Source organism: Sphingomonas metalli, from assembly GCF_014641735.1.
GTDB classification, from domain to species: Bacteria; Pseudomonadota; Alphaproteobacteria; order Sphingomonadales; family Sphingomonadaceae; genus Sphingomonas; species Sphingomonas metalli.
This window is the reverse complement of the sequence record NZ_BMIH01000003.1, coordinates 414,862-428,148: the sequence shown is the minus strand read 5'-3', so window position 1 is coordinate 428,148 and position 13,287 is coordinate 414,862. Positions and strand designations below refer to the sequence as shown.

The following is a 13,287-nucleotide window of genomic DNA, read 5'->3' as shown; positions in this document are numbered from 1 at the left end:
TGGGCGTCCCTCAGGCCGTCTGGTCGGCGATCCGGCCCAGACTTTCCGCGCGCCCTAGAAGGGCGAGGACGTCAAAGATTCCGGGCGACGTCCGCCGTCCGGTAAGGGCGACCCGCAGCGGCTGCGCGACCTGGCCGAGCTTCAAGCCCCGCTCCTCGGCCACGCGCCGTACCGCGGCTTCCAAAGCCTCCGTATCCCAGTTGTGCACCGCGTCAAGCGCTGCATGGGTCGCCGACAGGGTCGCCCGGCCATCCTCGGTCAGGAGCGCGGCGGCGTCCTCCGCCACCGGCAGCGGCCGCTGCGCGAACAGGAAGCGGGCACCGTCCGCCAGCTCGTTCAGATTGGCGGCGCGCTCCTTCAGCGCCGGCATCGCCCGCGTCAGCAGGTCCGTGTCCGTGGCACCGATCCGCGCGCCGACCAGTCGGGCGAGACGCGCATCGTCGGCCTCGCGGATATATTTGCCGTTGAGGTTCTCGAGCTTCTTCAGATCGAAGCGCGACGGGCTCTTGCCGACGGCCGCCAGGTCGAACCAGGCGACCGCCTGCTCGCGGCTGATCTTCTCCTCGTCGCCATGTCCCCAGCCGAGCCGCAGCAGATAATTGTCGAGCGCCTCGGGCAGGATGCCGAGTTCGTCGCGATAGGCCTCGATGCCCACTGCGCCGTGACGCTTGGACAGTTTGGCGCCGTCGGATCCGTGGATCAGCGGGATATGGGCATAGACCGGTTCCGGCCAGCCATTGGCCCGGTAGATCGGCAGCTGGCGAAACGCGTTGTTGAGGTGATCGTCGCCGCGAATGACATGCGTCACGCCCATGTCGTGGTCGTCGATTACCACCGCGAGCATATAGGTCGGCGTCCCGTCCGAGCGGAGCAGCACGAGATCGTCGAGCTCGGCATTCTGCACCGTCACGCTGCCCTGAACCCGATCCTCGATCGTGGTCGCGCCCTCCTGCGGCGCGCGCAGGCGCACGACGAAGGGCCGGTCGGCGGGGGCGGTAGCCGGATCGGCGTCTCGCCAGGGCGAGCGGACGCGCAGCGGCTGCTTGGCCGCCTGCGCCGCCTCGCGCTGCGCGGCGATCTCCTCCGCGGTCATGTAGCAGCGATAGGCATGGCCGTTCGCGACCATCGCCTGTGCGATCTCGGCATGCCGGGCACTGCGCGCGAACTGGAACACCGCCTCGCCGTCCCAGTCGAGACCCAGCCAGCGCATGCCGTTCAGGATCGCGTCGACCGCGGGCTGGGTCGAGCGCGCGCGATCGGTATCCTCGATGCGCAGCAGGAACCGGCCGCCATGATGGCGCGCGAACAGCCAGTTGAACAGCGCCGTGCGCGCGCCACCCAGATGGAGGAAGCCGGTCGGCGACGGCGCGAAACGGGTGACGACGGCGCTGCCTTCAGCACTCTGCGCGGGTGCGGCGATGCCGCTCTGATCGTGTGTTGCGCTCACGCGCAGCTGCTCCCAAGACGAGGGTGATTGACTGGATGATCGATGGCCGAGACAGCCGCGAGCGCCCCTAGCACGCACCCGATGGGGCGACAAATGACATGGCTCGATCGGCTGCACGGCGCCGTCGAGCGCTGGCTGGAGGCGGAGCGCGATCAGCTGCCGCTCTGGCTGCCGGTCGCGATCGGCGCGGGCATCGTCCTCTGGTTCGCGCTGCCGCGGGCGCGGAGCTGGACGGCCTGCGGGTTCGCCGCTCTGGCGATGGCGGGGCTGGCCGCCGCCGCCTCGCGCGGGGGGCGGGCCGCGGCCGCGATCGCACTCGGCATGCTCGGCGTCGCGGCCGGTCTCGGCCTGATCGCCTGGCGCGCCGAGCGGGTGGGGGCGTCAGTCCTAGCGCGGCCGGCGGTGGTGCGCCTCGACGGCGAGGTGCTGCGGATCGAGCCGCTCGTCGCCCGCGGGCTCGTCCGCCTGACGCTCGCGCCCCGCAGCGCCGGGATCGATACAGCGGGACGCCGCTGGCCCTTGCCGCAGGCGATCCGCGTCAACCTTCGCGCGGAAGACATGCCGCATGTAGGCGAGGGCGGACGGTTGCGGCTCGGCGCCCGGCTGATGCCGCCGCCGGGCGCGGCGGTGCCGGGCGCCTATGACTATGCGCAGACCGCCTGGTTCACCGGCATCGGCGCGACGGGGCGTGGCTTCGCCCCGGTGACCGTGCTCGACGCGGGTCGGGCGGAGCCCGGGCTGCGTGCCGCACTCACCGCCCATATCCTGGCTCGCCTACCGGGCAGCGCCGGCGGCGTGGCGGCGGCGTTGGCGACGGGGGACATGGGCGGGATCGAACAGGCGGATTCCGATGCGATGCGCGCGGCGGGGCTGGCGCATCTGCTCTCCGTCAGCGGGCTCCACATCACCGCCGCGGTGGGCGCGACCATGGCCGTGGTACTCCGGCTCCTCGCGCTCGTGCCGGCCCTCGCCCTCAGGGTCCGGCTGCCGCTCGTCGCGGCGGGGGCGGGGGCCTGCGCGGCGATCGGCTATACGCTGCTCACCGGGGCGGAGGTGCCGACGATCCGCTCCTGCGTCGCCTCGCTCCTGATCCTGGTCGCCCTCGCGCTGGGGCGCGAGGCGATGACGCTGCGGCTCGTCGCCGGCGGCGCGCTGGTGGTGCTCGCCTTCTGGCCCGAGGCGCTGGCCGGCCCCAGCTTCCAGCTTTCCTTCGCGGCGATCACCGCGATCGTCGCGCTGCACGAGCATCCCGCGATGCGCCGCTTCGGCGAGGCCCGCGAGGAGCCGCGATGGCGCAGCCTGGCGCGCGGCACCGTGCTGCTGCTGGCGACCGGCGTGATCGTCGAGGCGGCGCTGATGCCGATCGCGGTCTATCATTTCCATCGCGCCGGGCTCTACGGTGCGGTCGCCAATATCGTGGCGATCCCGCTCACCACCTTCGTCATCATGCCGCTGGAGGCGCTGGCGCTCCTGCTCGATGCGATCGGCGCCGGCGCGCCGGTCTGGTGGCTGACCAATGTCGGGCTGCAGGCGCTGCTCCGGATCGCCCGCCTCGTGGCGTCGGCCCCGGGCGCGGTCTCGTCCTGGCCGGTCATGCCCGACGGCGCCTTCGCGCTGATGGTCGTCGGCGGTCTGTGGATCGCGCTCTGGCGCACGACGCTGCGACAATGGGGCGCGCTGCCGCTGATCGCGGGCCTGCTGTGGACGACGCTGTCGCCGCCGCCGGACCTGCTCGTGACCGCCGACGGCCGGCACGCCGCGCTGCGCCTCGTCGACGGGCGCGTTGCCCTGCTGCGCGAGCGGGTCGGCGACTATATGCGCGACGTTCTCGCCACCAATGGCGGCGTCCTCGACGCCTCGCTGCTGGACGATGCCGGCGACGCGCGCTGCTCCGCCGATCTCTGCGTCGCCACAGTCGTCCGCGGCGACCGGCGCTGGCGCGTCGTGCTGACCCGCAGCGCCTATCCGGTGCCGGCCGACCGGCTCGCCACCGCCTGTCGCGGTGCCGACGTGGTGGTCAGCGAACGGCGACTGCCGCGAAGCTGCCGCCCGCGCTGGCTCAGGCTCGACCGCGACACGCTCGCCCAAACCGGCGGCGTCGCGATCAGCTTCGCCAGCGGTCGGATCGTGACGACCCGGCAGCGCGGCGACGACCATCCCTGGGTCGATCCGCCGCGTCTGCCCGCGCCGGCCTTCAGTCGTAGCGCCGAAGCAGTCCCGACAGCTTGCCCTGGATGCGTACCTGCTGGGGCGTATAGCGCTGCGGGTCATAGGTCCGGTTGGCGGGGTCGAGCCGCACCATCGTCCCCTCGCGCCGGAAATATTTGAGCGTCGCCTCCGCCTCGTCGATCAGCGCCACGACGATCTCGCCGTCACGCGCCACCTCGGTACGCCGGATCAGCGCATAGTCACCGTCGAGAATGCCCGCTTCGACCATCGAGTCGCCGGCGACCTCCAGCGCATAATGGTCGCCCTGTCCCAGCAGGGCGGCCGGAACGGGGAGCATGGTCGATCCCTCGAACGCCTCGATCGGAACACCGGCGGCGATGCGGCCGTGCAGCGGGATCTCGACCACGTCGTTGGCGGGCGTCCGCGTCGCCGGCGCGGCGGCCGGGGCAGCAGCAGCGGTCCGCCCACGCGCCTTCTTCTCGGCCTTCTCGGGCCGGTCGGGCATGCGCAGCACTTCGAGCGCGCGTGCCCGGTTGGGCAGGCGGCGGATGAACTCGCGCTCCTCGAGCGCCGAGATCAGGCGGTGCACGCCCGACTTGGACTTCAGGTCGAGCGCGTCCTTCATCTCCTCAAAGGAGGGAGAGACGCCGGTCTCCTTCAAACGATCGTTGATGAAGCAGACCAGTTCGTGCTGCTTGCGGGTGAGCATGCCGGACCTCCGTCGGGAACAGACGAGGAACCGATATGGAACGATCGCGCTTGCGTCAAGCGATCATCAGGATTTCCGCCGATTCGCCGCGCCGCGCGGCCGGCGCGCCGGCGGGGCGCACGATCAGGCACGACGACCGCGCGAGCGTCAGCAGCATCGAGCTGTCCTGGATCGTGGACGCGAACGCCTCGCCATCACGGATCTCGGCACGCAGATAGTCGGTACGGTTGCCATTGGCGGGCAGGTCCTCGCCCAGCAGAGCGCGGGTCGCCGGCGGCAGCGGCTCCGCCGCGCCGGCCAGTCGTGCGACCAATGGCAGCACGAACAGCGTCGCGGTGACGAAGGCGGAGACGGGATTGCCGGGCAGCCCGAGCACCATCGCCTCGCCGAGGCGGCCCGCCATCATCGGCTTGCCGGGCCGCAGCGCGATCCGCCAGAAGTCGATCACGCCTCCCGCCGCTTCCAGCGCCGGGCGGACGAGGTCGTGGTCGCCCACCGACGCGCCGCCGGTGGTCACGATGAGATCGGCCGCCACGCCGGCAAAGGCCTCGCGCAGCACATCGAGCCGGTCGGGCAGGATGCCGAGGTCGATCAGCTCGACCGGCCAGCCGGCGAGCATGGTCGCCAGCATCACGCCGTTGGATTCGGGCAGGTCCGTCGGATCGGCATGGCCGGGCGGGACGAGCTCGTCGCCGGTCGCGGCGATCGCCACCCGGACGCGCCGCCGCGCCGGCACCGTCGCAAGCCCCCCGGTCGCCGCGACCGCGATCCGGGCGGGCGTCAGCCGCTCGCCTGCCGCGACCAGCCGGTCGCCCGTCGAGAAATCAAGCCCGCGCCGCCGGATGTTGCGCCCGACATGGCCCGGTCCTTCGCCGGCCAGCGACAGGCGATCGCCGTCGCGCGCCGCCTCTTCCTGCACCAGCACCGCATCCGCACCCGCCGGCACCGCTGCGCCGGTGAAGATTCGGGTCGCCTGTCCGACACCGACGCTGCCCGGAAAGGGGCGCCCCGCCGCGCTCTCGCCGATCACGGTCCAAGGCCCCGGCAGGTCCGCGTGGCGGATCGCATAGCCGTCCATCGCTGACAGGTCGGTCGCCGGCTGGGTGCGCCGCGCGACCACATCCGCCGCCGCCCAGCGCCCGGCCGCCGCGTGCAGGCTCACCGTCTCCGCCGCGACGGGGCGGGCCATGGCGAACAGCCGTGCCTGCGCCTCGGCTACGGGGAGAAGGGCCATGCTCGCGCTGCTCCTAGGCGGCCGTATAGTCGCCGGACTTGCCGCCGGTTTTGGACAGCAGTCGCACCTCGCCGATCGTCATCGACTTGTCGGCGGCCTTGACCATGTCATAGAGGGTCAGCAGCGCGACGGTGGCGGCGGTCAGCGCCTCCATCTCCACGCCCGTCGGACCGGTTGTGGAGCATGTCGCGACGACAGTGACGCCGTCGTCCGCGAGTTCCAGATCGATCGCCACCTTGGACAGCGGCAACGGGTGGCAGAGCGGGATCAGTTCCGCCGTACGCTTGGCCGCCATGATCCCCGCGATCCGGGCGGCGGCGAGCACGTCGCCCTTGTGCGCGGTCGCATCGCGGACCAGCGCCAGAGCGGCACGCGACATGGTGATCCGGCCCCCGGCCCGCGCGACGCGCCGCGTATCCGGCTTGTCCGACACGTCGACCATGTGCGCCGCGCCGCTCGCATCGAGATGGGTGAGGCCGCTCATCCGACCAGCGCGCGCGTCGCCGCCTCGATGTCCGGCTGTCGCATCAGCGTCTCGCCGATCAGGAAGCAATGGATGCCCTGCGCGGCCAGCCCGTCGAGATCGGCCCGATCGACCAGCCCGCTCTCCGCCACGAAGGTGCAGCCCTTGGGCGCCAGCGCATGCAGCCGGGCCGATCGGCCGAGATCGACCGAAAAATCGCGCAGGTCGCGATTGTTGACGCCGATCAGCCGCGACTTCAGGCGCAAGGCCCGCTCCAGCTCGGCCTCGTCATGGACCTCGACCAGGCAGTCGAGACCCTGGTCGAGCGCCGCCGCCTCGATCTCCGCCAGCGCGCCGTCGTCCAGCGCGGCGACGATCAGCAGGATCGCGTCCGCCCCCAACGCGCGCGCCTCGACCGCCTGCCAGGGATCGACCGTGAAATCCTTGCGCAGCACGGGGATGGACACTGCCGCGCGCGCCGCCACCAGATAGGCGTCGGCACCCTGGAAATAGCGCTCGTCGGTCAGCACCGACAGGCACGCAGCCCCGCCGCGCTCATAGGCGGCGGCATGGGCCGGCGGGTCGAAGTCCGCCCGAATCAACCCCTTGGAGGGGCTGGCCTTCTTCACCTCCGCGATCAGCGCATGGCCGGGCTTCGAGTCGAGCGCGGCGCGAAAGCCGCGGGGAGCGCTCGCCGCCGCGGCACGCGCGGCGAGCTCGGCCTGAGAGGTCGCCGCCTTGCGCGCGGCGACCTCTTCGCGCTTCGTGGCGATGATGGTGTCGAGCATCGTCATGAAAAGGCGATCCAGCGGTCGAGAAGGTCGTTGGCAGCTCCACTGTCGATCGATCCGGCGGCAAGCGACACGCCCTCTGCGAGCTGCGCGGCACGGCCGGCGAGGACGAAGGCGGCGGCGGCGTTGAGCAGCACCGCATCGCGATAGGGGCCCGGATCGCCCAGCAGCAGGCGACGCAGGGCCAGCGCGTTATAGGCGGGATCGCCGCCATGGATCGCGGTGACCGGATGGCGGGGCAGCCCGGCATCCTCCGGCGAGACCTCGCGCGGCAGCTGCGCGCTGCCGACGCAGGTGACGACGCTCGGTCCCGCGCCCGATATCTCGTCCAGACCCTCCGCGCCCGAGACGACGAAGGCCGCCTCCGTGCCGAGCTGCGCCAGCGCCTCGGCATAGACCGGCACATAGTCCGGCCGGGCGATGCCGATCAGCTGGCGGCCGACATGCGCCGGATTGGCGAGCGGACCCATCAGGTTGAAGATCGTGCGCCGGCCGATGCGGCGGCGGATCGGGGTGATCCGCGCCATGGCGGGGTGATGGTTCGCCGCGAACAGGAAGCAGATGCCGAGTTCGGCAAGGCTCGCCTCGGCGCTCGCCCCGGCCGCCGCCATGTCGAGCCCGAGCGCCTCCAGCGTATCGGCCGCGCCCGCCTTGGAGGAGGCGGCGCGATTGCCGTGCTTGGCGACCGGCACGCCCGCGGCCGCGACCACCAGCGACACGGCAGTCGAGACGTTGAGCGTGTGGTGCCCGTCGCCGCCGGTGCCGCAGACGTCGATCGCCCCGGGCGGTGCGCTGATCGGGATCAGCCGCGCGCGCAGCGCCCGCGCCGCCTCGGCGATCTCGATCGAGGTCTCGCCCCGCTCGGTCAGGCCGATCAGGAAGGACGCGATCGCCTCTTCGCTCGCGCGCCCGTCGAGGATGTCGGAAAACGCCGCCGCCGCACTCTCGCGCGACAGGGGGCTGACGGGATCGGGAAGCAGGGCGAGGACGGTCACGCCATCGCCCTTGTCGCGATCCCGGCGCTGCGCAGGAAATTGGCGAGCATCGCATGACCATGCTCGGTCGCGATGCTTTCCGGGTGGAACTGCACGCCATGGATCGGCAGCGTCGCATGGCGGAAGCCCATCACCGTGCCGTCCTCCGCCCGCGCGTTCACGATCAGGTCATCGGGCACGGCGTTGACGATGAGCGAATGATAGCGCGTCGCGATGAAGGGCGAGGGCAGGCCCTCGAACAGGCCGGTGCCGTCGTGCAGGACCGGCGAGGTCTTGCCGTGCATCAGCCCGCCGCGTTCCACCCGGCCGCCGAAATGCTGGCCGATCGCCTGATGGCCCAGGCATACGCCCAGCAGAGGCCGTCCGGCTTCGGCACAGGCGGCGACGAGATCGAGGCTGACTCCCGCCTCGTTCGGCGTGCACGGGCCGGGCGAGATCAGGAACGCTTCCGCGCCCGAGGACAGCGCCTGGCCGGGCGAGATGGCATCGTTGCGCACCACCTCCACCGCCGCGCCCAGCTCCTGCAGGTAGTGGACGAGGTTCCAGGTGAAGCTGTCGTAATTGTCGACGACGAGGATCATGTCGGATGCCATATACGCCTGAAACATTCCCGCAACCCGGAGCCGCGAGGCGGGCGGCACGTTCTGCCCGCACAAGGAGTAAGTCGATGCGTATCCTGTCCCTGACCCTGCTCTCGGGCGTCCTGCTCGCGACCTTGCCCGGTCCCGCCGGCGCGCAGGTGGAGGACGGCGCGGCCGGACGCGCGCCGCAGCGGGTCCGCAGCATCATGCTGGAGGCAGGGCAGGCGTGCCCCAAGGCGGAAGGCGACGAGATCGTCGTCTGCCGCCCGGCCGAGGAACCCTATCGCATTCCGAAGCAGTTCCGGCGCGACGGACCCATCGCGGTGCCGAACCAGAGCTGGGTCAACCGCGCCGCCGATATCGACCAGACCAGCCGGGTCGCCGGCGGATTGCCCAATACCTGTTCGCCGATCGGGACGGGCGGGCAGACCGGGTGCAGCATGATGTGGCTGCAGCAATGGGCCGCGGAACGCCGCGCGCAGAAGCGGGCCGACGAATCGGTGCCCTGATCGGGCGTCGCGCCTATTGGCCGAAGTCGCTCGCGCCCGCGCGGGCGACCGCCTCGCGTGCGGCGGCGAGGATCGCGCCGGCCTTCGCCTCGCACTCGCGCTGCTCATATTCCGGCGTCGAGTCGGCGACGATCCCGGCGCCGGCCTGGACGTGGATCTGCCCGTCCTTCACCACGGCGGTGCGCAGCACGATGCAGGAATCGAGCGAGCCGTCTGGCGAGAAATAGCCGACGCCGCCGGCATAGGCACCGCGCCGCTCCGGCTCGAGTTCGGCGATGATCTGGCAGGCGCGGACCTTGGGCGCGCCGCTGACGGTCCCCGCCGGAAAGCCTGCGAACATCGCATCCAGCGCATCCTTGCCGGGCGCCAGCCGCGCCGTGACGTTCGAGACGATGTGCATCACGTGGCTGTAGAATTCGACCGTGTAGCTGTCGGTCACCCGGACGCTGCCGGGCGCGGCGGCGCGACCCGCGTCGTTGCGGCCGAGGTCGAGCAGCATCAGATGCTCGGCGCGCTCCTTGGGATCGGCGAGCAGGCTGGCGCGGTTCGCCTCGTCGGCGCCGGCGGTCGCGCCGCGCGGCCGGGTGCCGGCGATCGGCCGGATGGTGATGTCGCCGTCGCGCACCCGCACCAGGATCTCCGGGCTCGACCCGATCAGCGAGAAGCCCGGCAAATCGAGATGATAGAGGAAGGGGGACGGATTGATCCGGCGCAGCGAGCGATAGAGTTCGAAGGGCGGCAGCGCGAAAGGGGCGGTGAAGCGCTGCGCCAGCACCACCTGAAAGATGTCACCCGCCGCGATATAGTCCTTCGCGCGGTCGACCATGGCGGCATAACGCTCGGGCGGCATGGCGGGGGTATAGGCCGGCTCCGAAGCCTCCATCCGTACCGGGGCGGGCAGGGGTGCCGTGGAGAGGCGCGCCTCGATCGCGTCCAGTCGCTCTTCGGCCCGAGCCACCGCCTGATCCGGGTCGATGGCGTCGGACGACCAGACCGGTGCGACCAGAAACAGCGTATCGGCGAGCCGGTCGAACACCAGCAGCACCGTCGGCCGTACGAACATCATGTCCGGCAGGCCGAGCGGATCGGCGTCGGGCTGGTCCAGTCGTTCGACCAGCCCGACCGTCTCGTATCCGAAATAGCCGACGAGGCAGGTCAGGGCCGCGGGCAGCCCGGCCGGTACGTCGATCCGGCACGCGGCCACCAGATCGCGCAGGGCGGTCAAGGTCGGCGTGGCGCAGGCGGCGAAGGCCTCGCGGTCGGCGGCCCAGCGCGCATTGATCGCGGCCTTCTCGCCATGCGCGCGGAAGACGAGGTCGGGGGCGAGCCCCAGGATCGAATAGCGGCCGCGGATCGCGCCGCCCTCGACCGATTCGAGCAGGAAGTCGCCGCGGCCCGGCTCGATCAGGCGGAGCGCCGCCGCGACGGGCGTGTCGGTATCCGCGACCCGCTGCCGCCAGACCAGCGCCGGCCGGCCCGCGGACAGCGACGCGACGGCGGCGGTCCGGTCAGTTATCGGAACCACCCTGGCCGAGCAGCTCCGCCTTGAGCCGCGCCAGCGCCTTCGCGTCGGTGCGGACGCCGACATTGGCCTGCACGGCTCGCGCGAACTGCTGGACGAACTCCTGACCGGTCAGACGGCCGAGATCGGTGCGCACGCCGCTGGCGAGCGTGGGATTGGTCGACGGATCGACCTGTGTCGCCGATTCGAGGCGGACCACGTACCAGCCCGATCCGTCGGGCGCGGCGACCAGCTTGGCGGTACGCGGCGCCATGCTGAACAGCAGCAGGCGTGCCGGATCGGGGCGCTGCTGCGAGCGGAGCAGGTCGCCGCGCGCGCCGGCGAGCTGCTGCACCGGCGGCAGGCTGCGGCCTGTCGCCCGCAGCGCCTGCGCCAGCGGCGTGCCCTTGTTGACGGCGGCGAGCACCTGCCCCGCGACGCGGCGCGCGTCCTGGCGGCGGCGCTCGGCGATGAGATCGGCGACGACCTGCGTCCGGATCTCGGCGAGCGGGCGCGGGGCGGCCGGCGTGACCTGGCCGACGGCGACGATCGCGAAGCTGCCGTCCTCGCCGGTCTGGACCAGCTGCGGCCCGTCATCCTCGCTCGCGCCGAAAGCCGCTGCGACGAGCGGCTGCAAGGCCGGGTCGGGCTGCGTCGGCGCCGCCGGATTGAGGCCGTTCGCGGTCAGCGCCGGGGTGGTTTGCGCGGCCACCTTCGCGTCCGCCACCGTCTCGTCGAAGGTCGCTCCGCCGCCGATCGCATCGTCGAGCTTGTCGTGGAGCGCCGAGAGCGCCTCCAGCGTCTTGCGCTTGGCGACGGCGGCCGTCAGCTCGCCGCGAACCTGATCCAGGCTGCGTCCGGCGACCTGCTCGATCGCATCCACCTTCGCGACCGCGAAGCCCAGCGGCGTACGGACCGGCCCCAGCACCGCCCCGCGCTGCGCGGCGAAGGCCGCATCGGCGACCGCGGCGGACGCCTGGCTGGTCAGCGCCGCCTTGTCCACCGCCGCGAAGGTCGCGGCCTCGAGCCCCGCGGCGCGCGCGGCGTCGGCGATCGACGCCCCGCCGCGCACCTTGGCCGCGATCGCGTCGGCTCCGGCGCGGTCGGCGACGATCACCTGCGAGACCGTCCGCTTCTCGCTCGCCTGATATTTGGCGCGGTCCGCCTGATAGGCCGCCGCGATGTCCGCTTCGGTCGGGGTGGCCGCGGCGCGCACCGTGTCCGGCGTGACGCGTGCGTAGCGGACGGTGCGGCGTTCCGGCAGGCGGTAGCGCGCCTGGTTGCGCGCGTAGAAGGCCTGCACCTCCTGGTCGCCCGGCGTCGCGCCCGCCGGCATCGCCGCGGTCGGGATGAAGGCCGCCTCTCCCATCCGCTGCTCGAGCAGCAGCGCCGCATAGGGCTTGGCCATCTCCGCACCGATCAGCGTCGCGCCGGAGGTCGGCGCGGTCAGCTGCTGGGCCAGGAGCTCGAGCGCAATGTCCTTGCGGATGCCGGCATCGGTCAGCTTCCGTTCGGCGAGGATGCGGCGATAGAGATTCTCGTCAAACTTGCCGGTCGGCCCCTGAAGGCCCGGGATGCTCGCAATCTGTCCGTCGACCAGCCGCTTGCTCACGGCCATGCCCTGCGCCCGGCCGAACTCGGCCAGCGCCGCGGTACCGATCAGCCGCTGCAGCGCCGCGTCGAGCGCGCCCGACTGGACATAGCCCGCCATGTCGGCGGTCGGGTTGGTCCGCCGCACCGCCGCCACCTCGTCGCCGGCGCGCTGGCGCAGCGCGGCGATCGTGATCTCTTCCTTGCCGACCTTGGCGATGTCGTTGCCATTCAGGCCGCCGCTGGCGCCGCCCGCCAGGTTCGACACGTCGCCCGCCGCAAAGGCGAGCGCGATCACGCCCAGGAAGACGAACGTGATGACGATGCCGAACTTCGAGTTGATCAGGCGGCGAAAGAAGCTGAGCATGGACGACCGTAGCGGTTGGCGGATGCGACGCCTTACGGGCGGAGCGCCCGCGCTTCAAGCTTCGCGCCGCAAAGCCCGCGCTTCCCCCCGGCCGCCGCATCCTCTACGCCCCGACCAACTTAGGTCAGGACAGGGGACACTTCGATGCGGCGCAAGCTGGTGGCGGGCAACTGGAAGATGAACGGATCCCTCGCAGCGCTGGCCGAGCTCGACGCGATCGCCGCCGCCGCGGCGGCCGCGTCCGGCATCGACGTCGCGGTCGCGGTGCCCTTCACCCTGATCCACCCCGCCGCGGCCCGCGTGCCGGGCCTCGCGATCGGGGCCGAGGACGTGCACGAGGCGGACTCGGGCGCGCATACCGGCTGCGTCTCCGCCGCCATGGTGCGCGAGGCCGGCGCGGTCTTCACCATCGCCGGCCATTCGGAACGGCGCGCGGACCAGGGCGAGACCAGCCACGATGCCTGGGCCAAGGCGGCGGCCGCGCGCCGCAACGGCCTGTCGGTGATCCTGTGCTGCGGCGAGACCGAGGCGGAGCGCGACGCCGGCCGCGCCGAGCGCGTCGTCCAGGCCCAGATCGAGAAGTCCGTGCCCGATCATGCCGATGGCAGCTGGTTCACGCTCGCCTACGAACCGCGCTGGGCGATCGGCACCGGCCGAACCCCCACGCCCGACGAGATCGCTGCGATCCACGCCATCGCGCGTGCCAAGCTGCGCCACATGATCGGCGACGCCGCCGATACGGTGCGCATCCTCTATGGCGGCTCGGTCGTCGGCGACAATGCGGGCGCGATCCTGTCGATGGAGGATGTCGACGGCGCGCTGGTCGGCGGCGCCAGCCTGACCGCGGCGAAGTTCGTGCCGATCATCGAGGCCGCGGCTGCGCTCGGCTGATTATGACGGATCGTTCATCTTGGCTCTGCGTTCGCTTCGA

General features: G+C 71.9%; 11 protein-coding genes and 1 pseudogene. 3 read left to right on the top strand and 9 right to left on the bottom strand.

Going from position 1 to position 13,287, the window contains the following annotated elements:
• Positions 1 to 10 precede the first annotated feature (10 nt).
• On the bottom strand, positions 11 to 1,447 hold the full coding sequence (gltX, locus tag IEX18_RS12285; protein WP_188659050.1) for a glutamate--tRNA ligase: 1,437 nt from the start codon (positions 1,445 to 1,447) through the stop codon (positions 11 to 13).
• A 93-nt stretch (positions 1,448 to 1,540) separates the two neighbouring features.
• On the opposite strand from gltX, the pseudogene IEX18_RS12280 reads away from it, so the two are divergent.
• Positions 1,541 to 3,649 (top strand): annotated as a pseudogene (locus tag IEX18_RS12280) (ComEC/Rec2 family competence protein); the annotation flags it as partial.
• Here IEX18_RS12280 and lexA read toward each other — a convergent pair.
• The 6 genes from lexA to IEX18_RS12250 are packed head-to-tail and all read right to left on the bottom strand — an operon-like array spanning position 3,642 to position 8,389.
• Complete coding sequence (lexA, locus tag IEX18_RS12275; RefSeq protein WP_188659049.1) at positions 3,642 to 4,325, bottom strand: transcriptional repressor LexA; 684 nt, start codon at positions 4,323 to 4,325, stop codon at positions 3,642 to 3,644. The pseudogene IEX18_RS12280 and the gene lexA sit on opposite strands and share 8 nt — an antisense overlap.
• Positions 4,326 to 4,380: 55 nt before the next feature.
• On the bottom strand, positions 4,381 to 5,559 hold the full coding sequence (locus IEX18_RS12270) for a molybdopterin molybdotransferase MoeA (RefSeq protein WP_188659048.1): 1,179 nt from the start codon (positions 5,557 to 5,559) through the stop codon (positions 4,381 to 4,383).
• A gap of 13 nt (positions 5,560 to 5,572) precedes the next feature.
• Positions 5,573 to 6,043 (bottom strand): cyclic pyranopterin monophosphate synthase MoaC, encoded by a 471-nt coding sequence (gene moaC / locus IEX18_RS12265; RefSeq protein ID WP_188659047.1) that lies wholly within the window; start codon positions 6,041 to 6,043, stop codon positions 5,573 to 5,575.
• Positions 6,040 to 6,816: an indole-3-glycerol phosphate synthase TrpC gene (trpC, locus tag IEX18_RS12260; RefSeq protein ID WP_188659046.1), complete on the bottom strand. Its 777-nt coding sequence runs from the start codon at positions 6,814 to 6,816 to the stop codon at positions 6,040 to 6,042. Before trpC ends, moaC begins: the two co-directional genes overlap by 4 nt.
• Positions 6,813 to 7,808, bottom strand: coding sequence for an anthranilate phosphoribosyltransferase (gene trpD, locus IEX18_RS12255; protein WP_188659045.1), 996 nt, complete (start codon positions 7,806 to 7,808; stop codon positions 6,813 to 6,815). Before trpD ends, trpC begins: the two co-directional genes overlap by 4 nt.
• Positions 7,805 to 8,389 carry an anthranilate synthase component II gene (locus IEX18_RS12250; RefSeq protein ID WP_188659044.1) on the bottom strand — a complete coding sequence of 195 codons (585 nt, stop codon included), beginning with the start codon at positions 8,387 to 8,389 and terminating at the stop codon, positions 7,805 to 7,807. Before IEX18_RS12250 ends, trpD begins: the two co-directional genes overlap by 4 nt.
• 86 nt (positions 8,390 to 8,475) lie before the next feature.
• Here IEX18_RS12250 and IEX18_RS12245 point away from each other — a divergent pair, with 86 nt between their 5' ends.
• Positions 8,476 to 8,898, top strand: coding sequence for a hypothetical protein (locus IEX18_RS12245; protein ID WP_188659043.1), 423 nt, complete (start codon positions 8,476 to 8,478; stop codon positions 8,896 to 8,898).
• Positions 8,899 to 8,911: 13 nt separating this feature from the next.
• Here the strand turns inward: IEX18_RS12245 and trpE are convergent, their stop codons facing one another.
• Both trpE and IEX18_RS12235 read right to left on the bottom strand, forming a co-directional pair.
• Positions 8,912 to 10,423: an anthranilate synthase component I gene (gene trpE, locus IEX18_RS12240; protein WP_373284552.1), complete on the bottom strand. Its 1,512-nt coding sequence runs from the start codon at positions 10,421 to 10,423 to the stop codon at positions 8,912 to 8,914.
• Positions 10,407 to 12,356 (bottom strand): peptidyl-prolyl cis-trans isomerase, encoded by a 1,950-nt coding sequence (locus IEX18_RS12235; protein ID WP_188659041.1) that lies wholly within the window; start codon positions 12,354 to 12,356, stop codon positions 10,407 to 10,409. The genes trpE and IEX18_RS12235 overlap by 17 nt, the downstream gene beginning before the upstream one ends.
• A gap of 144 nt (positions 12,357 to 12,500) precedes the next feature.
• On the opposite strand from IEX18_RS12235, the gene tpiA reads away from it, so the two are divergent.
• Positions 12,501 to 13,247 (top strand): triose-phosphate isomerase, encoded by a 747-nt coding sequence (gene tpiA / locus IEX18_RS12230; RefSeq protein ID WP_188659040.1) that lies wholly within the window; start codon positions 12,501 to 12,503, stop codon positions 13,245 to 13,247.
• Positions 13,248 to 13,287: the final 40 nt, after the last annotated feature.